Here is a 20,848-nt window from a genome sequence, read left to right as displayed (position 1 = left end):
AGGAGCACGGTCATGCAACTGTTCAGCACCTACGTCTACGCGGCGGTCCGGAGTCGCCTCGCCGAGCTGCGCCACCAGGCCGAGCGCGGCGACAGCCCGGTCCCGACCGCGGTGATCATCTTCGGTCTGGTCGCGGTGGCCGTCGTGGTCACCGGACTCGCCCTGACCAAGGCGCGGGACTGGATGACCAGCATCCCGGACCACAAGGACCCGGTGGTGACGAAGTGACCTCCCGCCCCGCCCGTACGGCCCGGAGTCGACCGGCACCCGCCGGTCGGCCCGGTCCGCGCGGTCCGGGGCGGATCGCCGCCACGCTGCGCGCCCGCCTCGCCGCGGGCGGGCGCGAGCGGGGCGCCAACCCGGTCGAACTGGCCGTGATGATGCCGGCGATCCTGGTGCTGCTCTTCGGCTCGATCCAGGTCGGCGTCTGGTTCGTCGCCCGGTCCACCGCGCTCAACGCGGCGCAGACCGGGGTGAACGCGCAACGCACGTTCGACGCCGGGCCGGACGCCGGCCGGGCGCAGGCGATCACGTTCCTGCGCCGCTCCGGCGACTGGCTGGTCGGCTGGGACAAGAACGGACCGACCTGCGTGGAGACCGCCGTCGACGTCACCTGCACGGTGCGCGGGCGTTCCCTGTCGGTCGTCCCGGGCGTCGACTTCGAGGTCACGCAGACCGCGCACGGTCCCGTCGAACGCTGGACCACGGGATGAGGCCGGCATCGCGGGACCGCGGTTCCGTCTCGATCGAGGTGGCGGTGCTCGCCCCCGCGTTCATCGGGCTGATGGTGCTCGCCGGGGTGGCCGGCCGGACCGCCGTCGCCGACGAGGCGGTGGAGTCCGCCGCGCACGACGCCGCTCGGGCCGCCTCCCTGGCGCGCGACGCCCGCGCCGGCGAGAAGGCCGCCGAGCAGGCGGCCCGCGACCAGCTCAACTGGTCCGGCCTGCGCTGCACCGCCCCGCCGAGGCTGGACCTGAGCGGGTCGGTGGCCGGGCAACAGACCACCTTCGCCACCGCGTACCGGAGCGCGGCCGGCGTGCCGGCGACCGTCACGGTGACGGTCACCTGCACCGTCTCCTTCGACGACCTGCGCGCGCCCGGCCTGCCCGGGGTGCCGGGCGGCAAGACGGTAGCGGCGCGCTTCACCTCGCCGCTGGACACCTACCGGAGTCGCGGATGACCGGGCGGCAAGGGGCGGAGAGCGGCCGGGTGAGCCTGTTCCTGGCCGTGGCGATGACCGGCGTGCTGGCCATCGTCAGCCTCGCCTACGACGGCGCCGGGCAGCTCCGCACGCTGCAACGCGCCGACAACCTGGCCGCCGAGGCGGCCCGCAGCGGCGGCCAGATGATCGACCGTGCGAGCGCCATCGAGGGCGGTCCGAAGCGGATCGACCAGGTCGCCGCCCGTAGGGCCGTCGCCGACTACCTCAGAGCCGCGGGTGGGGTCGGTGGCCACGACGTCGACTTCCCCGTGGTCGGCCTCGAGACCGAGATCCGGGTACGCGTCCGGATCACCTACCGCCGGGACCTGATCGGGCTCTTCGGCGCGCAGAAGACCGCCACCGTCACCGGTGAGGCCACCGCTCGGGCGCTCACCGGACCGTAGGAAGGAAGGCCGCCATGGGTGCACCCCGACGCTCCGCCGTCCACCGCGCCGGCCAGGTCCTCACCGGGCTCGGCGCACTCGTCGTGCTGGTCGGGCTGCTGGCCGGCGGACCGGTCGCGCTGCTGGCCTTCGCCGGCAACCCGCTGCCCGACCACCTGCCCACGCTGGCCGAGGTGGGTACGGCGTTGACCAGCCGCGACGACGGGCAGCTCTTCCTGCGGGCGTTGGCCGTGGTGGGCTGGTTCGGCTGGGCCACGTTCGCGTTCTCCGTACTGGTGGAACTGCTCGCGTCGGCGTTGCGCCGACCCGCGCCGAAGCTGCCCGGGATGCACCGCCAGCAGCGGGCCGCCGCCGCGCTTGTCGGTTCCGTGGCGTTGATCCTGGCGGCGAGCCCGGCCGCGGCCAGCGCCGCCACCCTGGCCGCGCCGCAACCGGTGGTCGCCGCGCCGGCCGTCACCACGGCGTACACCGCGCCGCAGGTCGCGACGCCGGCGTCGGCCGCACCGGACGCCACCGGCCCGGCGGTGTACCGGGTGGCGAAGGGCGACTACCTGGGCGAGGTGGCCGACCGCTACCTGGACGACTTCGACAGCTACCGGGAGCTGGCCCGGTTGAACCGGCTCGCCGACCCGGACCGGATCCGCCCCGGTCAACTGCTCGAACTGCCCGGCGGCGCGGTGGACGAGGGCGCCCGCCGGCACGCCGCCGGTCGGCTGGTGGTGACGCCGGCGAAGCCGGCCCCGGCGAAGCCCGGCGGGGACGGCGCGTCCTCGGCGGCACCGAAGCCGAAGCCGAAGCCCGCGCCGCACACACCGGCGCGGGACACCACGCCCACCGTGGAGGCGCCGGAGGGGCAGCCGCCGGCCATGGCGGCGGGCGCGTCCCGGGCCACGGCCGAGGAGGGCATCAACCGCCCGTTGGCCATCTCGGCGGTGCTGGCGGTGGCGAGCATCGTGGGCGCGCAGATCGGCGCCGTCCTGGGGCTGCGCCGCCGGCCGGTGCCGGCCCGCGCGCTGGGCAGCGGACGGCACCGCCGCGACTGAGGTCGGCGAGCCGGCGGGCGCCGGTTGCCGAATGCGCTGCCGGCGCGGGCGGCCGGATCAGGGCAGTCGGGCCTCGACCCGGCCGGAGACCACGCGGGTGGGCAGCACGACCTGGTCGTTGGCGGCCGGGCCGTGCACCACCTCGCCGCCGTTGAGGCGGAACGCGCTGCCGTGCCACGGGCACACCACGCAGGCGTGGCCGTCGATCTGCTGCACCTCGCCCTCGCCGAGCGGGCCGCTCTGGTGCGGGCAGCGTTCCAGCATCACGGTGACGTCGTCACCGTGCCGGTAGAGGATCACCGAGACGTCGTCGATCTCCCGGGTGACCAGCTCGCGCTGCGGCAGGCTGCTTAGGTCGCCCACCGGGTGCCAGCCGTCACCGATCAGGTGCAGCTCGGAGACGCTCTGGCTGACCTGGGCCCCCTGCTTGTAGGCGAGGTGCCCGCCCAGGTACGCGCCGCCGCCCGCCGCGGACAGCCCCAGGTAGGCCAGCGCCCGGCCGAGCCCGTGCCGCCCGTTCAGCCGGGCCGCCAGCGACCCGGCGTAGAGCGTCAGGCCGACGATGTTGGCGCCGGCGTGCACCAGCCCGACCCGGCGCTGGTCACGGGAGAGCGTCGCCCAGTCGTTCCACCCGGCGACGGCCGCCGGCAACGCGCTGACCGTGCCGAGGCCGACCAGCGCGGTGGCGGCGCGGCGCTGTCCGGGCAGCAGGTCCACCACGGCGGCGGAGATCCACGCGCCGACCGGGACCTGCACCATCGCGGGGTGCAGCGGATGACCCAGCCAGACGCCGTGCAGCGCGTCCCGGACGCGTTGCGAGCGCAGCGTGCCCTGCACGACGCGCTGGACCCGGTCGCTGACCCGGTCGAGCCCGGAGGCCTGTTCGAGCTTCGTCAGTAGTTCGCGCACCTGTTCCGACTTCCCGGCAGCAGAGCCCCCAAACCGGACGCCGGGCAAAACCCGGTCCGCCGCACGGCCGGCGGATATACTTCTACCGCTTACCGTATATAGGGGGTGGCGATGACCAAGATCCTGGTGGATGTCGACGACGAGGCACTGGCGGACGCGGCCAAGGCGTTCGGCACCAAGACCAAGAAGGACACGGTCAACGTGGCTCTCCGCGAGGGTGCGGCACGCCTGCGCCGTGCCCGCGCGCTGGCCGAACTGGCCGGTCGTGGGCGGGCCGGCGACTTCGACGAACTACTCGACAAGGGCAACTACCGGTCGTGAAGCTCGCCGACTACCTGATCGACACCAGTGCTCTGGTCCGGCTTCTCCGCGACCCCGACGTGCTGGACCGCTGGGAGCAGACGGTGACCGCCGGGCTGGTCGCCGTCTGTCCACTCGTCGAACTGGAGTTCCTCTACACCGCCCGGTCCGTCGCCGACCGCGCACAACTGGTGGATCAGCTCCGGACCGTCTTCGGCTGGGTGGCGATGCCCGACCGGATCTACGAGCGTGCGGCCGAGACACAGCGCGAACTGACCGCGCGGGGGACGCACCGGTCGGCCGGTGCCGTCGACCTGCTCGTCGCCGCCACCGCCGAATGTCACGAGCTCTCGCTGCTGCACTACGACCGGGACTTCGACCAGGTCGGCGCGGTCACCGGCCAGCCGATGCGCTGGCTGGCCCCACCCAACGCGATCAAGTAGCGGCCCCGACCCCTCACCCACCCCTCCCCGCCCGCTGATTCACGGAAAGAGTGCCCATCGCGCCCCGAATAAGCACTCTTTCCGTGAATCAGCGCGCCCGGGCTCCGCTGGCGCGTCGGGCGCGGTCGCGGGCATGCTGGGGGGTTATGGGGGTACGGGTTGAGCACGCGGACGGCGTGACCACGGTGATCCTGGAGCGGCCGGAGGCCCGTAACGCGGTGGACGGGCCGACCGCCCGGGCCCTGGCCGACGCGTTCCGCGCGTTCGACGCCGACCCGGACGCGGCGGTCGCCGTGCTCTGGGGCGCGGGCGGCACGTTCTGCTCGGGCGCCGACCTCAAGGCGATCGGCACCCCACGCGGCAACCGGGTCGAGGCCGAGGGCGACGGCCCGATGGGTCCGACCCGGATGCGGCTGTCCAAGCCGGTCGTCGCCGCGATCTCCGGGTACGCGGTGGCCGGCGGCCTGGAGCTGGCGCTCTGGTGCGACCTGCGGGTCGCCGAGTCGGACGCGACGCTCGGCGTGTTCTGTCGGCGGTGGGGCGTGCCGCTGATCGACGGCGGGACGCTGCGGCTGCCTCGGCTGATCGGGGAGAGCCGGGCGATGGACCTGATCCTCACCGGGCGGCCGGTGCCGGCCGCCGAGGCGTACGCGATGGGGCTGGTGAACCGGCTGGTCGCGCCCGGTGCGGCCCGGGCGGAGGCCGAGCGGCTGGCCGCCGGGATCGCCCGGCACCCGCAGACCTGCCTGCGCAACGACCGGGCGGCGCTGCTCGACGGCGCCGGCCGGCCGGAGCCGGAGGCGCTCGCCGTGGAGCTGGCCTACGGCATGGAGTCGCTGGCGGTCGACGGGGTGCGCGGCGCCGGCCGGTTCGCCGCCGGGGCCGGCCGGCACGGTGCGCCGGCCGGCTGAGGCGTCACTTCAGGTTCCGCAACGCGTCCTCGATGGCCCGGTGGAACGTCGGGTACGCGTAGATCATGTGCCGGAGCTGGCTGATCGGCACGGCCGCGTGCACGGCCACCACCAGCGCGGAGAGCACCTCGCCGCCGGCCGGGCCGGCCGAGGTGGCGCCGACCAGCACGCCCTGGTCCGCGTCGGCGATCAGCTTGATGAAGCCGGCGTTGCCGGTCTTGTGGATCCAACCCCGGGTCGACGAGGTCAGGTCGGTGTAGCCGATCTGGACGTTGAGGCCCCGGTCGCGGGCCTGCTGCTCGGTCAGGCCGACGGCGCCCACCTCGGGGTCGGTGAACGTGACCCGGGGCAGGGCCCGGTAGTCGGCCACCGGGACGCTGCCCGGCGCGACCGTGGACCCGCCCGCGCTCATCGCGCCGCCGACGGCGCTGACCACGCCGGCCGCGCCGCCGACCACGCTGGCGGTGCCGCTGGCGTCGGGCCCGCCCCTGGTGCGCCGCACGTGGTCGAGCACGTCCGCCACCACGATGCCGGCCTGGTACATGGCGATGTGGGTGAACGCGCCCTCACCGGTGAGGTCGCCGACCGCCCAGATGCCCTCGGTGGCGTGCATCCGGTCGTCGACCGGCAGGTAGCGCTGCGTGGCGTCGATGCCGACCGTGTCCAGCCCCAACTCTTCCAGGTGCGCCCGGCGGCCGGTCACCACCAGCAGCTTCTCGCCGCTGAACGTGGCGCCGTCGGCGTGGATGGTGAACGCGTCCCCGTCGTGGCTGACCCGACCGGCCTTGACCCCGGTGCGGATCTCCACCCCGTCGGCGCGCAGCGCCTCGGCGGCGAGCGCGGACGCCTCCGGCTCCTCGACGGCGAGCACCCGGTCGGCGGCCTCGACGACGGTGACGCGCACGCCGAACCGGGCGAACACCTGGGCCAGTTCCAGCCCGATCGCGCCGCCGCCGAGCACCAGCAGCGTGCCGGGCAACTCCTCGACCTCGATGGCCTGGTGGTTGGTCCAGTACGGCGTGTCGGCCAGCCCGTCGATCGGCGGGACCGACGGCCGGGTGCCGGTGCCGAGCACCACCCCGAAGCGGGCCTCGAAGACCCGGTCGCCGACGCGTACCCGGTTGGGGCCGTCGAGCCTGCCGGCGCCGCGCAGGAACCGGCCCCCCTTGCCGGTGAAGCGGTCCACCGCCGCCTTGTCGTCCCAGGTGTCGGTGGCCTCCGCCCGGATCCGCTTCGCCACCGGCGCCCAGTCGGGTCGCACCTCGGCGGAGCCGGCCAGCTCGTTCACCCGGTGCGCCTCGGCCAGCGCGTTGGCCGCCCGGATCATCATCTTGCTCGGCACGCACCCCCAGTAGGGGCACTCACCACCAACCAGGTCCCGTTCGATGCCGACCACGTCGAGGCCGGCCTCGGCGAGCCGCCCGGCCACCTCCTCGCCGCCGACGCCGAGCCCGACCACGACCACGTCCACCAGTTCCGGCTCTGCCATTCCGCCAGCATTCCGCACCGCCGGGTGCCCCGGCCACCGGACCCGACCGGAATTCCTCCGCCCGTAACGAGGGGACCGCCTACCGTGGCCGGATGCGCGCGCGTTTCGCCCCGGTCCGGGACTGCTTCCACGACCTGTTCGCCACCGGCCGGGAGACCGGCGCGGCGCTGTCCGTCTGGCACGACGGCGTCCCGGTGGTGGAGCTGGTGGGCGGCACCCGCGCGGCGGTGCCGCCCGGCGCGGTCGTACCGGCGGCGGGGGCGCGACGGCCGTGGCGGCCGGACACGCTGGTCGACGTCTACTCGGTGGGCAAGCCGGTGGTGGCGCTGTGCCTGCTGCTGCTGGTCGACCGGGGCCGGGTCGAGCTGGACGCCCCGGTGTCCGCGTACTGGCCGGGGTTCCGGACCCCGGCGACCGTGCGGCAGGTGCTCGACCACACCGCCGGGCTGCCCGCCTTCCCGGTGCCCCGGCCCGCCGAGGCGGTCACCGACTGGGAGCTGCTCTGCGCCGACCTCGCCGCGGCCGAGCCCGAGTGGGTGCCGGGCACCGTCGCGGGCGAGCACGCCTGGACGTACGGGCACCTGGTGGGTGAGCTGGTCCGCCGGGTGGACGGGCGCTCGGTGGGACGTTTCCTGGCCGAGGAGATCGCTGGCCCGTGGCGCCTGGACCTGGCCTTCGGGCTGGGGCCGGCGGACCGGCGGCGGTGCGCCGACCTGTCGTACGGCGATCCGGGCTGGCCGGACCGGACGCGCGGCGAGCCCGGATCGCTGCGGGCGCGGGCGTTGGACAACCCGCCGGGCGGGCGCGACGTGGCGGTGGTGAACGGCGACCGCTGGCGGGCCGCGGAGATCCCGGCGGTGAACCTGCACGCGACCGCGTCGGCGCTGGCCCGGTTCTACGCGGGTCTGCTCGCCGGCGGCACCCTCGACGGGGTACGCCTGCTCGGCCCGGAGCTGGTCGCCGAGGCGACCCGGGTGCAGTACGCCGGCCCGGACCTGGTGCTGGACCGGACCGCGCACTGGACGCTCGGCATGCAGTGGGAGCCGGACGGCAGTTGGGGCATGGGCGGCATCGGCGGCAGCAGCGCCTGGGCCGATCCGGAGCGCGGCTACGCGTTCGCCTACGCGACCGCGCGGCTGGCCGAGCACGACCGGGTGGACGAGCTGGCCGAGGCGTTGCACGCCTGCCTATGACTGGTTGCCACCGAGCGTGACGGTGGAGCCCTCTTACGCAGGGTGATCCTCGGGGTGGGAAGACCCGTGCCTCATTTTTCGCCTTTGCTCTGCAGCCAATGGCGCAGCACCTGCTTGAGCTGGCAGTTCAGCAGCCGCGCCGATACGGCGCGGCGGGGCGTACAGCCACGCTCCGTAACCGATGCGGATATGGCTGCAGAGCAAAGGGGGCCGCAGGCAGCGTCCGGTTGGGCCGCTTGGGTTACGGAAGGTGACCGAGGCGCGCGCCGGTCGGTTCAGCGCAGCCAGACCGGGTCGCTGCCGGGGACGTCCAGCGGCGGCGGGTAGTCGAGCGCGCGCCGCGTCTCGTCGGGCAGCCGCCACGGCTGGTGCACCGCATTGCCCGCCACCGACTCCAGCTCGGGCACCCACCGCCGCACGTACGCGCCGTCCGGGTCGTAGCGCTCGGCCTGCCGTACCGGGTTGAAGCCCCGGTACGGCCGGCTGTCGTTGCCGGTGCCGGCCACCCACTGCCAGTTGCCGGAGTTGTTGACCCGGTCGCCGTCGAGCAGCCAGCGGAAGAAGACGTCCAGGCCGGGACGCCAGTCCAGGCCGAGGTGCTTGGTCAGGTAGCCGGCGGTGATGAGCCGGGCCCGGTTGTGCATCCAGCCCTCGGCGCGCATCTGCCGCATGCCGGCGTCCACGATCGGCATCCCGGTGCGCCCCTCGGTCCAGGCGGCCAGCGCGTGCCTGTCGTCCCGCCAGTCCTCCCGGGCGCCGCGCCGGTAGGCCGTCGTGCTCAGGTCGGGGAAACCGGCGACGACCTGGTGGTAGAAGTCGCGCCAGCAGAGCTGCCGGACGAACGGCCCGTCCCGGTCGCCGGCCCGGTTCGCCACCGCGAGCGGCGAGAGGCAACCCCACCGGAGGTACGGGCTGAGCCGGGAGGTGTCGTCGCCGGCCATGTCGTCGTGGATGTCGTCGTACCGGTCGAGCGTGGGCAGCCAGGCCTTGAGCCGGCGCTGGGCGACGCTCTCCCCGCCCTCGGCGGCGTCCGGGCTGTCGCCCTTCGGCGGTTCCGGCAGCCGTCCCGGGTCGACGTCGTCGGGCAGCCGGATCCGCTTCGGCGCGGCCAACTCCTCGCGCAGCTCCACGCCCTGCCAGGCGCGGAAGTAGGGGCTGAACACCCGGTAGTGGTCGCCGCCGGTCGGCCGCAGCGCGCCCGGCTCGACGATGGTCAGCCCGGGGAAGAGCCGCAGGAACATCCGGTGCCGCTCGCACTCGGCGCGCAGGCGGCGTTCCCGGCGGTGGGCGTGGCGGCTGACGTCGGCGGAGAGCCCGACGCCCTCGGCGCCGACCGCGCGGGCCAGCTTGACCGTCTCGGCCACCGGGTCGCCGCGCCGGACGACCAGGTCGCCGCCGCGCTTGCGGAGCGCCTCGCGCAGCTCGGCCAGGCTCTGGTGCAGGAAGCGGGTGCGGTTCGGCGAGAGCTTCTGCAACGTCGGGTCGAGCACGTAGAGCGGCACCACCCGGTCGAACGCCGAGACGGCCGCCGCCAGCGCCGGGTGGTCGTGCACCCGCAGGTCGCGGGTGAACAGCACGACCGCCGTACGCTCGGTCATCCGGCCAGGGCCGGGGTGAGCGCCGGGCCGGGCACCCGCACCGGCGTGCCGGTCGGGGTGAGCAGCGACCGCGCGGCGACCGCCATCCGCCGCCGCTGCGGCACCAGGGCCCGACGGACGAAGACGTCGAAGTCCTGGGCGGCCACCTCGTCGAGGATGCCGCCGTAGAGCGCGTACGCGGTCCGCATGCACGCCTGGGAGGCGGGGTTGAGCAGCGGGATGCCCGGCGCGGCGGCGAGGTAGTGGGCCTGGGCGCGGGTCACCTCGTACTCGATCAGCTCGCGGATCGCCGGCGTGGTCCGCCCGGCGGCCTTCGCGGCGAGCAGGTCGTCGCGGGTGACGTCGAACTTGGCCAGGTCCTCGTCGGGCAGGTAGGTCCGGCCGCGGTCGAGGTCCTCGGCGACGTCCCGGATGAAGTTGGTGAGCTGGAACGCGAACCCGAGCTGGCGGGCGGGCTCCCGGGCGGCGGCCGGGTCGGAGCTGCCCAGGATCGGCAGCATCATGGTGCCGATGACCGCGGCCGAGCCCTCCATGTAGTCGAGCAGGTCGTCGTAGGTCGGGTACGACATCACCGTCAGGTCCATCGCCATGCTGCGCAGGAACGACGCGAAGTCGGCGCGGTCCAGGTCGAACACGGCGATGGTGTGCAGCACGGCAGGGAGCAGCGGGTCGTCGACCGACGCACCGTGCAGGCCGGCGACGAAGCGGTCCGACCACTCGCGCAGCTTGGCGGCCCGCTCGGCGGGCGGCAGGTCCTCGGTGCGGTCGACGATCTCGTCCGCGTAGCGGGTGAAGCCGTACAGGGCGTGCACATGCCGTCGTTTCCAAGCGGGGAGCAGCCGGGTGGCGAGATAGTAGGTACGGCCGTGACGCCGGTGCAGCTCGCGGCAGCGGTCATAGGCAGCGGTGAGATCGGTGTCCACCGGCCCTCCTCGGTTTCGACGCAGCAATCGACGCAACTCGTAACCCTAGGGTACGCTCCCTCACATGGCCAACGACGCAGTTGCGGGTAATGCGCTCCGCGTCGCGCCGGCACAGCCGGAAGCGACGGACGATCCGGTCCGCGGCGTACTGGCCGCGTTCACGAAAGACCTGGTCAGAGGCGTTGATGACACGCTGACGGCGTTCCTGGCCGCCGAAGTCGACTCACTGACCGAGATCGACGCAGCGATGGGTGGTTTCGCCGCGACCGCACGCGACTGCGTGCTGGCCGGCGGCAAGCGGGTGCGTCCGACGTTCGCGTACTGGGGCTGGCGCGGCGTGGTCGGCGGCGACGATCCGCTGCCCGCGGTGCTGCCCGCGCTCTCCGCGCTGGAGTTGCTGCACACGTTCGCACTGGTGCACGACGACGTGATGGACGCCTCCGACACCCGACGCGGCCGGCCCACCGCACACCGGGACGCTGCCGCGCGGCACCGCGCCGCCGGGCACACCGGCGACCCCGACCGGTACGGCGAGGCCGTCGCCGTGCTCATCGGCGACCTCTGCATGGTCTGGGCCGACCGGCTGATGGCGCACGCCACCGTGCCCGCGGACCGGCTGCTCGACGTGCGTCGCTGCTACGACCAGATGCGGGTGGAGACGGTCGCCGGGCAGTTCCTGGACGTGCTCGGCGAGAACGACGCGGCGAGCTGGTCGGTCGACCGGGCGCTGCGGGTGGCCCGCTACAAGACCGCCAGCTACACCGTCCAGCGACCGCTGCTCTTCGGCGCCTGCCTGGCCGGCGCCGACGCGGACGGCCCGCTGATCGCCGCGTACACCCGCTACGGGCTGGCCGTCGGCGAGGCGTTCCAGCTCCGCGACGACCTGCTCGGCGTCTACGGCGACCCGGCGACCACCGGCAAGCCGGCCGGGGACGACCTGCGCACCGGCAAGCCGACCGCGCTGCTGATGCTGGCCCGGCAGCTCGCCGACCCGGCGCAGCGCCGCGCGCTGGACCGGGCCGGCTCGGTCGCCGACGCACGCGAGCTGGCCCGCCTGACCGACCTGGTCCGGGACACCGGGGCCGTGGCGCGGGTGGAGCGGATGATCTCCGAACGGGTGTCCGAGGCGCTGGTCGCGCTGGACGCCGCACCGATCGACGAGACCGCACGCACCGCGCTGACCGGCCTCGCCACCGCCGCCACCGCGCGGCGGTCCTGATGAGCAACCTCGCGAACAAGGGAGCCGGAATGCGCACCGTCAACGGACGGACCGACCGGGTGGTAGTGGTCGGCGCCGGGCTGGGTGGGCTGGCCTGCGCGCTGCACCTGGCCGGCAGCGGCCGGCAGGTGACAGTGCTGGAACGCGAGCCGGTGCCGGGCGGGCGCGCCGGTCGGCTCAGCGTCGACGGGTACGAGTTCGACACCGGCCCGACCGTGCTCACCATGCCCGACCTGATCGCCGAGGCGCTGGGCGCGGTGGGCGAGGAGCTGGGCGACTGGCTCGACCTGACCCCGCTCGACCCGGCCTACCGTGCCTACTACCCGGACGGGTCGACGCTGGACGTCATCACCGACACCACCCGGATGGCCGCCGAGATCGCCAAGGTCTGCGGTCCCCGGGAGGCGGACGGCTACCTGCGCTTCGTCGACTACGCGCGCAACCTGTGGAAGTGGGAGCGGGCCGACTTCATCGAGCGCAACCTCGACGCGCCGACCGACCTGATCACCGGCAACCTGCTGAAGCTGTTCGCCAACGGCGCCTTCCGGCGACTCCAGACGAAGATCAACCAGTTCTTCCGCGACCCGCGTACCCAGCGGATCTTCTCCTTCCAGGCGATGTACGCCGGCCTGTCGCCGCACGACGCGCTGGCCATCTACACGGTCATCGCGTACCTCGACTCGGTGGCCGGGGTGAGCTTCCCGCGCGGCGGCATCCACGCGGTCTCCCGCGGCATGGCCGGCGCGGCCGAGAAGCACGGCGTGCAGATCCGGTACGGCACCACGGTGACCCGGGTGGAGACCGCCCACGGGCGGGCCACCGGCGTGATCACCTCGGACGGCGAGTTCGTCCCCGCCGACGTGGTGGTGCTCAACCCCGACCTGCCGGTCGCCTACCAGGAGCTGTTGCCGTCCAGCCGGCAGCGCAGGCTCACCTACTCGCCGTCCTGCGTGGTGCTGCACATCGGCAGCAAGCAGGGCTATGGCAAGATCGCCCACCACAACATCCACTTCGGACGCGCCTGGAAGGGCACGTTCGACGAGGTGATCCGGCGAGGCGAGCTGATGACCGACCCGTCGCTGCTGGTGACGAACCCGAGCCGCACCGATCCGTCGGTGGCCCCGGCCGGGAAGCACACCTACTACGTGCTGGCCCCGGTGCCGAACCTCGACCGGGCGCCGTTCGACTGGCCCGGCGACCTCACCGAGCGCTACGCCGACCAGCTCGTGACCACGCTGGAGGAGCGCGGCTACGTCGGGTTCGGCGACGGCATCGAGGTGCTGCGCGCCGTCACCCCGGCCGACTGGGCGGCGCAGGGCATGGCCGCCGGCACCCCGTTCGCCGCCGCGCACAGCCTCTTCCAGACCGGCCCGTTCCGCCCGTCGAACCTGCACCGCACGCTGGGCAACGTGGTCTTCGTCGGCTCCGGCACCCAGCCCGGCGTGGGGGTGCCGATGGTGCTGATCAGCGGCAAGCTGGCCGCCGCCCGGATCACCGGACACTCGTCGTGACCGGGCGGGAGGAGCACCTGGTCGAGCTGGTCGACGACGGTGGCCGGGCGCTCGGCGAGACCACCGTGGCCACCGCCCACCAGCCGCCCGGCCGGCTGCACCGGGCCTTCTCGGTGTTGCTGGTCGATCCCGCCGGGCGGGTCCTGCTCCAGCGGCGGGCCGCGGTCAAGACCCGCTTCCCGCTGCGCTGGGCGAACTCCTGCTGCGGGCACCCGCTGCCCGGCCAGTCGCTGGCCGACGCCGCCAACCGCCGGCTCGACGAGGAGCTCGGCCTCGGCCCGGTCGACCTGACCGAGGTGGGGATCTACCTCTACTACGCCGAGGATCCGGCCACCGGCCGGGTCGAGTTCGAGTACGACCACGTGCTGCGCGCCGACGTGCCGGCCGACCTGCCCACCCGGCCCGACCCGGACGAGGTGGCCGAGTTGCGCTGGGCGGATCCGGTCGCGGTGATCGCCGACCTCGACGCCGACCCCCGGGCGTACGCGCCCTGGCTGGGCGGCGTGGTGAACCGGCTGCTGCACCCGGCCGACCCGGCCCGGACGGGCGTGCCCGTCGAGTCGTCCCGGACGGGCGTGCCCGTCGAGTCGTCCCGGACGGGCGTGCCCGTCGAGTCGTCCCGGACGGGCGTGCCCGCCGCCGAGGCACCGGAGCGGTCGGGTGGCCGATGAGGCGCTGAGCGCGGGGGCCGTCGCGCGCCGGTTGGGCGTGGCGGTCACCACGCTCCGCACCTGGCACCAGCGGTACGGCCTCGGCCCCAGCGCGCACGTGCCGGGCCACCACCGGCGCTACACGCCCGCCGACCTCGCCCGCCTGGAGATCATGCGGCGGCTCACCGTGGAGGGGGTGGCACCCGCCGAGGCGGCCCGCTGGGCCCGGCAGGCGCCGGCCGTGCTGCCACCGGAACGGCTCGGCCTGAAGGCCGGCGCCACCACGGTCCGGGACGGCGGCGGGACCACCATCCCGGTCGGCCGGGCCGGCCCGGTCGCCCGTGGCCTGGCCCGGGCCGCCATGCGGCTGGACACGGTGGCGATCGGTCGCACCATCGCCGAGTCACTCGCCACGGACGGCGTGGTGGCCACCTGGGAGGGGCTGCTCCGGCCGGTGCTCGCCGGCATCGGTGAACGGCACGTCGCCACCGCCGGCCTGATCGAGGTGGAACACCTGATGTCCCGGTGCGTCTCCGAGGCGTTCGCCTCGGTGGCGCGCGCGCACCCGGCCGTCGGGCCGCCCCGCATCCTGCTCTCCTGCGCCGACGAGGAACAGCACTCGCTGCCCCTGGAGGCGCTGGCCGCCGCGCTGGCCGAGATCGGTGTGAGCTACCGCATGCTCGGTGCCCGGGTGCCGGTGGCCGCCCTGGTCGAGGCCGTCAACCGGACCGGACCGGCGGCCGTGGTGCTCTGGTCGCACACCCGGGCCACCGCCGACCCGCACCAGCTCGCCGCGCTGCTGGCCGCCCCGCGCCGCCCGCTGCTGGTGCTGGCCGCCGGTCCCGGGTGGCGGGCCGACTCGCTACCGGCCGGAGTGGTCCGCCCGGTCGACCTCGCCGAGGCGCTCTCGCTGGCCGTGGCCGTACGGGATTCGCTGGATCAGTCGACGGCGGGTTGAGGGCCCCTCTCCCGCTCCCCGGTGGCGTCCACTACGGTCGGAAAGTCCGTCTGACCCGACCCCCTCCGGGAGCGACAGATGCGTCCACGCACCCTGTTGGCGTTCGCCCTCGGCCTGGTGCTCCTCGTCGCCGGCTGTGGCGGCTCGGGCAAGACCCCGCAACGGGTCACCGCCCAGCCGTCCGCCTCGGCCGCGCCGAAGCCGAGCCCCAGTCCGAAGCCCCAGCCGTCCCGCACCACCCCGCCGCCGAAGCCGAAGCTGCGTCCGCTGCCCAAGAAGCTCCCGGCCGGGCTGCACCGACGCAGCGGCAGCCCGGGCGTGGCGCTCACCTTCGACGACGGGCCGGACCCCCGCTACACCCCGCAGATCCTGGCCCAGCTCCGGGCGGCCCACGTCACCGCCACGTTCTGCCTGGTCGGCAAGCAGGCCAAGCGCTACCCGCACCTGGTGGCCCAGATCGTCCGCGAGGGTCACCAGCTCTGCAACCACAGCTGGCGGCACGACGTGGACCTCGGCCGGCGGCCGGCGGCCGAGATCCGGGCCGACCTGGAACGGACGAACCGGGTCATCCACGCGGCCGCGCCCAAGGCACCCATCACCTGGTTCCGCCAGCCGGGCGGCCGGTGGACCGCCGAGGAGCTCGTCGTCGCCCGGCAACTGGGCCTGCGTCCGCTGCACTGGAGCGTCGACCCGCAGGACTGGGACCACCCACCGGCCAAGAAGATCATCACGCGGGTGGAGTCGGCCGCCCATCACGGTTCGGTGGTGCTGATGCACGACGCGGGCGGCGACCGGACCCAGACCATGGCCGCCTGCCGGCGGCTGATCCCGGACCTCAAGCGGCGGTACGGCATCGTCCGGCTGCGGTGACACCGCCACTGAGCTGCGACTTCGCTCAGCGGTGTGGGTGCGGCCATACCGGTTTGGTCGTCCGAGGAGGGATGGCATATGCTTCTCCTGCCTCCGGCGGGGCCGGATGGGAGCAAGTCCGCTTGAAGTTGCGAGTGTGCAATGATGGCGGGGCCGCCCTCATCGTCTAGCGGCCCAGGACGCCGCCCTTTCAAGGCGGTAGCACGGGTTCGAATCCCGTTGGGGGCACGGTCCGGCTCGCGCCGGAGGCAACACCAGCAAGGTCCTGTGGAGCAGTTGGAGTGCTCGCCGCCCTGTCAAGGCGGAGGTCGCGGGTTCAAGTCCCGTCAGGACCGCAAGCGCTGACGCCGCGCACATCATGCGCGGCGTTCTGCGTATCGGCCGTGCGGTAGCATGTGCCGAGCACCACGGCCAGGTAGCTCAGTTGGTACGAGCGTCCGACTGAAAATCGGAAGGTCGGCGGTTCGACCCCGCCCCTGGCCACATAGCCTTTCGCCGGGCTACAAGGGCGGTGACCTGCGGAAACGCGGTCACCGCCCTTCTTTTTGTCCGCCTCATTCATCGATAGAAGTCCGCTCAACCGTGAGCCCGTCGTGAGCCCAAGGGCTCAAGTGCGCGAGACATGCCTCGCCGATCTTACTGAAGGTGACCAGGGCGGGACAGTTAGCTGCTGTTTACGCTTGTAGACTGCACTGGAGCGTGACGGGGATCACCGTAGGTAGAGACGTGGCCACTGCCCGACACCGATCGGCCACCGACTGCCGAGCCATCGGAAGGGCGACCATGAATCGTGATGAAGCTGCCCGGGCAGCACAAGAACCCATCGACTGGTCGGGCGCAGAGGTGGAGACCACGCCCCGCAAGGTGACCATGGTCTACTCAACCCGCCTTCCTGACGACCTTTCTCGATGGCTGGTAGAGGAAGCGAGCCGTCGAGGCACCAACCCATCGGTGATGCTGCGGGAGCTGGTCGCTGGCGGAAAGCGCGCCGCAGCCGAAGACAGAGTGGTCACGGTCCGCCTGTCGGACCTACACCGGGCGATCAGCCATGTCACGGAGGGAGCGGCGTGTGACCGCTAGGGCGAGACCCCACGCGGTTTTCTGCTCTTACGGCGAGACTGCGGCCCTCGGCCGTGGCAGGCTGGGTAGTTGATGGCAAGATCGCAGACGATGCCGGAAGTCGTCGCTACTGCGGAGAGCGTGGCAGGGCTGAGGATGAAGAGCCAGGTACTTGCGCAGCCGACCGGTTTGATCGGAGTTGGCTACCAGGGGCGTGATATCGCCAGCTTCGCGAACGGACTCGCCGACGCGCAGGTTAGTCGGCTCGTGGATGTACGACTCACTCCGTTATCACGTAAACCGGGCTTCAGTAAGACGGCCTTGACGCGGGCGCTTGCCGCCGTAGGCGTTGCGTACGAACACCGGCCTGAGCTGGGTAATCCCAAGAGCAACCGTGCAGGCTTCGCCGGCTCGCCAGCCGAGCTCGCCGAGGCTCGCCATGTCTTTGCCGCGCTACTGAGTCGACCGGAGGCCGCTGGTGCGCTCGACGCTCTAGCTGCTGCTGGGGCTGCCGAGCGGGTCGCGGTGCTGTGCTTCGAGGCCGATCAGCACCGCTGTCACCGAGACGTGGTGCTTGCAGAAGCCGTTCGGCGGTCGGTTAGCGCTCGGGGTAGTAGACGCCCAGCACGCTGAAGACGTGCCGGCGTTTGGCCTGGTTGCCGACGTAGAAGGCGACGTCCCGCTTTGGCGCGCACATCATGTCGAGGAACTTCTTCTTGAGTTCACCGCGTGCTTCCTCGTCCGAGCAGTGGCGCAAACGTCGTTGGAGGGCCACGAACTCCCAGTCCAACAGACCCTGCTCATGCCCCCGGCAACGCCGGTCCCAGCATCGATATCGATAGGCGCCTCGGAACCTCGGTGCCTCCAGTGGCGTTCGGTCCTGGTCATCAAGGAGGTCAAGCTGGTTGACGTAGGCGTCGATCTTGCGTTGTTCCTCTTTAGTCCAGCCCTCATGCAGCCTGATCTTCAGGTCCCCGACCTCGCTTGGTTGGACCAAGGCCAAGGACTGGCTGTCCGCCGTATTCCGCGCACCCTGGTTGAGTTGACACATCGAAGGTTGGATGTACGAATCCAGCCAGGCCCTTCGCTGTCTCCAAGGGGGCAGGCGCCGCTCTCTTACAAGAGTGCCCATTAGTGGGCGCCAACTCTCACGCCGCTGGTCACCTCCCCGCGCCGGGATGGCGTCTACGCTGACGACGTCGTACTTGTCGAACTTCTCCGTCGAGTCGAGGTAGCGGAAGTTGATCGGGTAGAGGCGGACCCATCCCGGATGCTCAAGCTCCGCCCGCACCCCTGCCACACACACCGTCTCCCCGTACTTTTCTGACGGGTTTGGTGCAGCTTTGACGGTTATGAGTACACGCAGCCGTACCACTTCGTCGCTTGCCGGCTTGGGATTCAACTCTTCACCGGACGGGCCGAAGAGTGATAGCTGAGCCACCCGACACCCCCAAGATTCTCAGGCGATGCTGCGCACACCCCTTCGATGGCACCACAGAATGTGGTCTTGCGGAAGCACCGAGTCACTGGCTCTTCTCGACTGAGAGTTCACGCCCGGCAAGCTGCCACTTCGTCGTCTGCGGGATCTCGACAGAACGACGCTCCACTCAAGCCCAGGCATGTCGGGTAGTCGACAGGAGCGGGAGCGGCACTCAACCTCGATACGCGAGGGACGAATAAACGCAATTTGGTCATTTTTAACAAACGGCCACGCACAAAGATCCAGATGCCGCGTTGCGACAAGAAATGATCATCTCTGGTGTGATAGACCCGTTCGTGCGTCACTGGCGGACAGCAGCGCCAGTACGGAAATTTCCTGTGACGAGGTGACCAGCGTGCGTCTTGAGTCAGTCCTGGTGTCCGGCTTCCGAAGCTTGGCGCTAGTCGGCCCTATACCGCTGGGGGCACCTACAATCCTCACGGGGCATAATGACGGGGGAAAGACAGCTACCCTCGATGCTATCGGGTTTCTGCTCGGCCCCTATACGCTCCAGAACGCGGACCGCTCCTTCCTTCGAGCCGCAAGCACGCCTACTCATTACGCAGAAATCGAACCCTGCGACCCCTTGCCAGGCGCCCAGGAGCCGTCAGTTGATGGCGGGGAGCGGGTTGACCATACCTGGGTCGAAGGCTCATTCACACTCAGCATGCTGGAGCAAAGCCAGCTGGGCCTACCCCCAGTCACTCGCATACGCCGGAGCGCCTTGGGTAACTGCTCGCCGATACTCGAAGTCTTCACAAGAGTGCCGGCGGATTTGGAGCTGAGAAACCTACGGAGCAAGAAGATTGCCGAATTGCGTGAGTTGGCGGAAAAGTTCTCGGTCCCAATCAATAGGACTCCGACCAACAAGCAGGATTGGCTGGACCTGCTGGAACAATTCTCCTTGGAGCGGCCTCACGTCGACGACTGGGTTGTTGCTTCGCCGGCCGTCGAGGAGCGGCTGCCACGTCTCCTTCGATTCGGCGGCGAACAGACCTCGGTCGACACCGCGGTCAAGACGATCTTGAATGCCCGATATAAGGGACATCTAGAAGACCCAGACCTCAACGTCAGGGTCCGTGAACTTGAGACGGAGCTGAGCGAACGCTTGCAGGCGGATGCAACCGAGCTGTGCGAACACATCAAGCAACGTTGCCCAGACCTCGTCCAAGTGGAAGTTTTGCCGACAGTCTCCTTTTCCAGCGGCTTCAAGTCTGCACAGCTTCGCCTCGCTCGAACGGACGGCGAAGCCGTCGCTGTGGATGCAGCCGGGGCAGGCCGAGCCCGACGCATCAGCTTGGCCGTTTGGGAATGGGCTAACGAGATCCTGAGGAATGAGGCCGCAGCCCCACCCTCCACGCTGGGAGCAGGACCCTCCCCTTGCCTGGCCGGCACCCAAGGCGAGAACGCGGACACCCAAGACGAGACCAACTCAGATGTCCTGATCGCCTACGACGAGCCGGACACGCATCTGGACTACTTCCACCAGCGCCGCGTAATGCAACTTATTCGGGAACAGTGCGCCCTTCCGCAGGTGCGCATGATCATTGCTACGCACTCTATGAATTTGATTGACGGCGTTGATATATCCTCCATCGTTCATCTCACCTTGGTTGATGATCGCACCGTTATGGAGCGCCTGGCGGACGACTCGGGGCACGAGGAGGTCGATCGCCACCTCTCTGGCATCGCTACGGCACTAGGGCTGCGCAACAGCGTATTGCTGCACGAGCGGCTTTTCGTAGGTGTTGAAGGGCCGACGGAGCAACAATCATTACCCGTGCTATTCCGCTTAGCCGCGGGAATGCCACTGCAGTCCGCCGGGATCGCGCTCTGGGCATGCAACAACAACGAGGGTGCCCTGATGTTTGCAAAGTTCCTCGCCACCCATAACCGGCGTGTAGCCCTCGTCATCGATGCAGACAGCCGGGAGAAGCAGAAGATTTTCAGCGACGATAAGATAAAGCAATATGGCCTTGATCCCGACAGAGACAGGTTCATGATTGGCGGTGACGACCGAGAGCTGGAGTATCTTTTCTCGGATGAACAGTGGGCCACTACAGCTAATAAGACTTGGCCAAGGAACGACGGGAACGCGTGGACTCCGGAGCTGATCGCGGAGAAGCGCCAAGAGAAGAAGTTCAGCGATGCTCTCCTGCGGGAGTTTAAGACCGAGAGTATGGAGGGACCGCAGCGCAAAGCCGAGATGGTTTACGATCTAGTTGCGACGCTCCAACGTCCGGAGGACGTCCCAGAGGAACTACGCGACGTCTTTACTGCGCTGATCGATTTGGCCAATCCCCCCGACGCGTGATGCGCGCCGAGATCGCATGCGCGCGAGACGCTGCTGCGGTGTCGGTGTCGTCCACGTATGCAACCCGGCACCCTTGGTCCACCGCTGTCCATGAGAGCGCTGCTCGACGCCACACCACCGACATCCATTCGGGGCCGGCGCGGTCGCGTGTCGAACCTGGTAGTGCACGGCGGGAGCCATCGCATACCTCCAAGAGCCGACTGAGTCAAGGATGACACGGGGGTACGACATCTTCCAGCCGTCCAGAAGGATCGATTCTAAGTCCTTCTTCGTCCGCAATGCGGACAAATCCCTTAAATACCGGAAGGGTGCCTTCCAGAGCGAGGGTTCGATCTTTATGCGCCAAGCGGCTACGACCTGGGGGCCCCCATGA

At 71.1% G+C, this 20,848-nt stretch carries 21 protein-coding genes and 3 tRNA genes; 19 read left to right on the top strand and 5 right to left on the bottom strand.

The annotated features are described in order from the left end of the window. Window positions 1-12: 12 nt before the first annotated feature. The 5 genes from ACH495_RS01995 (at window position 13) to ACH495_RS01975 (ending at window position 2,648) form a co-directional block, all read left to right on the top strand. Window positions 13-228: a hypothetical protein gene (locus ACH495_RS01995; RefSeq protein ID WP_343444108.1), complete on the top strand. Its 216-nt coding sequence runs from the start codon at window positions 13-15 to the stop codon at window positions 226-228. A 74-nt stretch (window positions 229-302) separates the two neighbouring features. Further along, window positions 303-713 (top strand): TadE/TadG family type IV pilus assembly protein, encoded by a 411-nt coding sequence (locus ACH495_RS01990; protein WP_396856497.1) that lies wholly within the window; start codon window positions 303-305, stop codon window positions 711-713. After that, a complete protein-coding gene (locus ACH495_RS01985; RefSeq protein ID WP_396855892.1) occupies window positions 710-1,180 on the top strand; it encodes a TadE/TadG family type IV pilus assembly protein in 471 nt (156 codons plus the stop codon). The genes ACH495_RS01990 and ACH495_RS01985 overlap by 4 nt, the downstream gene beginning before the upstream one ends. Next, window positions 1,177-1,605 (top strand): hypothetical protein, encoded by a 429-nt coding sequence (locus tag ACH495_RS01980; protein WP_396855891.1) that lies wholly within the window; start codon window positions 1,177-1,179, stop codon window positions 1,603-1,605. The genes ACH495_RS01985 and ACH495_RS01980 overlap by 4 nt, the downstream gene beginning before the upstream one ends. Before the next feature lie 14 nt (window positions 1,606-1,619). After that, window positions 1,620-2,648, top strand: a complete 1,029-nt coding sequence (locus tag ACH495_RS01975; protein WP_396855890.1) for a LysM peptidoglycan-binding domain-containing protein — start codon at window positions 1,620-1,622, stop codon at window positions 2,646-2,648. 57 nt (window positions 2,649-2,705) lie between these two features. Here ACH495_RS01975 and ACH495_RS01970 read toward each other — a convergent pair whose 3' ends face one another. Continuing rightward, on the bottom strand, window positions 2,706-3,557 hold the full coding sequence (locus tag ACH495_RS01970) for a Rieske 2Fe-2S domain-containing protein (protein ID WP_396855889.1): 852 nt from the start codon (window positions 3,555-3,557) through the stop codon (window positions 2,706-2,708). A gap of 111 nt (window positions 3,558-3,668) precedes the next feature. Here ACH495_RS01970 and ACH495_RS01965 point away from each other — a divergent pair, with 111 nt between their 5' ends. The 3 genes from ACH495_RS01965 to ACH495_RS01955 all read left to right on the top strand — a co-directional run bounded on the left by ACH495_RS01965 (window position 3,669) and on the right by ACH495_RS01955 (window position 5,211). Beyond that, entirely contained in the window at window positions 3,669-3,878 is a 210-nt protein-coding gene (locus tag ACH495_RS01965; RefSeq protein WP_396855888.1) for a type II toxin-antitoxin system VapB family antitoxin, read from the top strand. Beyond that, on the top strand, window positions 3,875-4,300 hold the full coding sequence (locus tag ACH495_RS01960) for a PIN domain nuclease (RefSeq protein WP_396855887.1): 426 nt from the start codon (window positions 3,875-3,877) through the stop codon (window positions 4,298-4,300). Before ACH495_RS01965 ends, ACH495_RS01960 begins: the two co-directional genes overlap by 4 nt. A 146-nt stretch (window positions 4,301-4,446) precedes the next feature. Then, window positions 4,447-5,211, top strand: a complete 765-nt coding sequence (locus ACH495_RS01955) for a crotonase/enoyl-CoA hydratase family protein (protein WP_396855886.1) — start codon at window positions 4,447-4,449, stop codon at window positions 5,209-5,211. Window positions 5,212-5,215: 4 nt separating this feature from the next. Here ACH495_RS01955 and ACH495_RS01950 read toward each other — a convergent pair whose 3' ends face one another. After that, window positions 5,216-6,700, bottom strand: coding sequence for a dihydrolipoyl dehydrogenase family protein (locus ACH495_RS01950; RefSeq protein WP_396855885.1), 1,485 nt, complete (start codon window positions 6,698-6,700; stop codon window positions 5,216-5,218). Between the two features lie 92 nt (window positions 6,701-6,792). Between ACH495_RS01950 and ACH495_RS01945 the strand changes: the two genes are divergently transcribed. After that, on the top strand, window positions 6,793-7,893 hold the full coding sequence (locus tag ACH495_RS01945) for a serine hydrolase domain-containing protein (protein ID WP_396855884.1): 1,101 nt from the start codon (window positions 6,793-6,795) through the stop codon (window positions 7,891-7,893). 275 nt (window positions 7,894-8,168) lie between these two features. On the opposite strand, the gene ACH495_RS01940 is transcribed toward ACH495_RS01945, so the two are convergent. Beyond that, window positions 8,169-9,491, bottom strand: a complete 1,323-nt coding sequence (locus ACH495_RS01940) for a cryptochrome/photolyase family protein (protein WP_396855883.1) — start codon at window positions 9,489-9,491, stop codon at window positions 8,169-8,171. After that, complete coding sequence (locus ACH495_RS01935) at window positions 9,488-10,414, bottom strand: phytoene/squalene synthase family protein (RefSeq protein ID WP_396855882.1); 927 nt, start codon at window positions 10,412-10,414, stop codon at window positions 9,488-9,490. Before ACH495_RS01935 ends, ACH495_RS01940 begins: the two co-directional genes overlap by 4 nt. Before the next feature lie 64 nt (window positions 10,415-10,478). Between ACH495_RS01935 and ACH495_RS01930 the strand changes: the two genes are divergently transcribed. From ACH495_RS01930 to ACH495_RS01890, 9 genes are all read left to right on the top strand, one after another. Next, complete coding sequence (locus ACH495_RS01930) at window positions 10,479-11,633, top strand: polyprenyl synthetase family protein (protein WP_396855881.1); 1,155 nt, start codon at window positions 10,479-10,481, stop codon at window positions 11,631-11,633. Between the two features lie 29 nt (window positions 11,634-11,662). Next, entirely contained in the window at window positions 11,663-13,144 is a 1,482-nt protein-coding gene (gene crtI, locus ACH495_RS01925; protein ID WP_396855880.1) for a phytoene desaturase family protein, read from the top strand. After that, a complete protein-coding gene (idi, locus tag ACH495_RS01920) occupies window positions 13,141-13,815 on the top strand; it encodes an isopentenyl-diphosphate Delta-isomerase (protein ID WP_396855879.1) in 675 nt (224 codons plus the stop codon). Before crtI ends, idi begins: the two co-directional genes overlap by 4 nt. Next, window positions 13,805-14,752, top strand: a complete 948-nt coding sequence (locus tag ACH495_RS01915) for a MerR family transcriptional regulator (protein ID WP_396855878.1) — start codon at window positions 13,805-13,807, stop codon at window positions 14,750-14,752. Before idi ends, ACH495_RS01915 begins: the two co-directional genes overlap by 11 nt. 78 nt (window positions 14,753-14,830) lie before the next feature. Beyond that, window positions 14,831-15,622, top strand: a complete 792-nt coding sequence (locus ACH495_RS01910) for a polysaccharide deacetylase family protein (protein ID WP_396855877.1) — start codon at window positions 14,831-14,833, stop codon at window positions 15,620-15,622. A 155-nt stretch (window positions 15,623-15,777) separates the two neighbouring features. Beyond that, window positions 15,778-15,850: transfer RNA gene (locus ACH495_RS01905), tRNA-Glu, on the top strand. 33 nt (window positions 15,851-15,883) lie between these two features. Continuing rightward, window positions 15,884-15,957: transfer RNA gene (locus tag ACH495_RS01900), tRNA-Asp, on the top strand. 74 nt (window positions 15,958-16,031) lie between these two features. Next, window positions 16,032-16,105: transfer RNA gene (locus tag ACH495_RS01895), tRNA-Phe, on the top strand. Between the two features lie 669 nt (window positions 16,106-16,774). Further along, complete coding sequence (locus tag ACH495_RS01890) at window positions 16,775-17,314, top strand: DUF488 family protein (protein ID WP_396855876.1); 540 nt, start codon at window positions 16,775-16,777, stop codon at window positions 17,312-17,314. Here the strand turns inward: ACH495_RS01890 and ACH495_RS01885 are convergent. Continuing rightward, entirely contained in the window at window positions 17,280-18,122 is an 843-nt protein-coding gene (locus tag ACH495_RS01885) for a hypothetical protein (protein ID WP_396855875.1), read from the bottom strand. The genes ACH495_RS01890 and ACH495_RS01885 overlap by 35 nt on opposite strands. 853 nt (window positions 18,123-18,975) lie before the next feature. On the opposite strand from ACH495_RS01885, the gene ACH495_RS01880 reads away from it, so the two are divergent. Then, on the top strand, window positions 18,976-20,475 hold the full coding sequence (locus tag ACH495_RS01880; protein ID WP_396855874.1) for an ATP-dependent nuclease: 1,500 nt from the start codon (window positions 18,976-18,978) through the stop codon (window positions 20,473-20,475). Window positions 20,476-20,848 lie beyond the last annotated feature (373 nt).

Source organism: Micromonospora sp. NPDC018662 (genome assembly GCF_044391475.1).
Classification (GTDB): Bacteria; Actinomycetota; Actinomycetes; order Mycobacteriales; family Micromonosporaceae; genus Micromonospora.
Note: the sequence above shows the minus strand (reverse complement) of the source record. Positions and strands in the feature narration are given on the sequence as shown.

Bases quoted from the DNA above. Each gene is read 5' to 3' on its own strand.
- ACH495_RS01995 (WP_343444108.1), top strand. From the start codon at position 13: ATGCAACTGTTCAGCACCTACGTCTACGCGGCGGTCCGGAGTCGCCTC.
- ACH495_RS01985 (WP_396855892.1), top strand. From the start codon at position 710: ATGAGGCCGGCATCGCGGGACCGCGGTTCCGTCTCGATCGAGGTGGCG.
- ACH495_RS01980 (WP_396855891.1), top strand. From the start codon at position 1,177: ATGACCGGGCGGCAAGGGGCGGAGAGCGGCCGGGTGAGCCTGTTCCTG.
- ACH495_RS01975 (WP_396855890.1), top strand. From the start codon at position 1,620: ATGGGTGCACCCCGACGCTCCGCCGTCCACCGCGCCGGCCAGGTCCTC.
- ACH495_RS01965 (WP_396855888.1), top strand. From the start codon at position 3,669: ATGACCAAGATCCTGGTGGATGTCGACGACGAGGCACTGGCGGACGCG.
- ACH495_RS01955 (WP_396855886.1), top strand. From the start codon at position 4,447: ATGGGGGTACGGGTTGAGCACGCGGACGGCGTGACCACGGTGATCCTG.
- ACH495_RS01950 (WP_396855885.1), bottom strand. From the start codon at position 6,700: ATGGCAGAGCCGGAACTGGTGGACGTGGTCGTGGTCGGGCTCGGCGTC.
- ACH495_RS01945 (WP_396855884.1), top strand. From the start codon at position 6,793: ATGCGCGCGCGTTTCGCCCCGGTCCGGGACTGCTTCCACGACCTGTTC.
- ACH495_RS01940 (WP_396855883.1), bottom strand. From the start codon at position 9,491: ATGACCGAGCGTACGGCGGTCGTGCTGTTCACCCGCGACCTGCGGGTG.
- ACH495_RS01930 (WP_396855881.1), top strand. From the start codon at position 10,479: ATGGCCAACGACGCAGTTGCGGGTAATGCGCTCCGCGTCGCGCCGGCA.
- crtI (WP_396855880.1), top strand. From the start codon at position 11,663: ATGCGCACCGTCAACGGACGGACCGACCGGGTGGTAGTGGTCGGCGCC.
- ACH495_RS01910 (WP_396855877.1), top strand. From the start codon at position 14,831: ATGCGTCCACGCACCCTGTTGGCGTTCGCCCTCGGCCTGGTGCTCCTC.
- ACH495_RS01890 (WP_396855876.1), top strand. From the start codon at position 16,775: ATGGCAAGATCGCAGACGATGCCGGAAGTCGTCGCTACTGCGGAGAGC.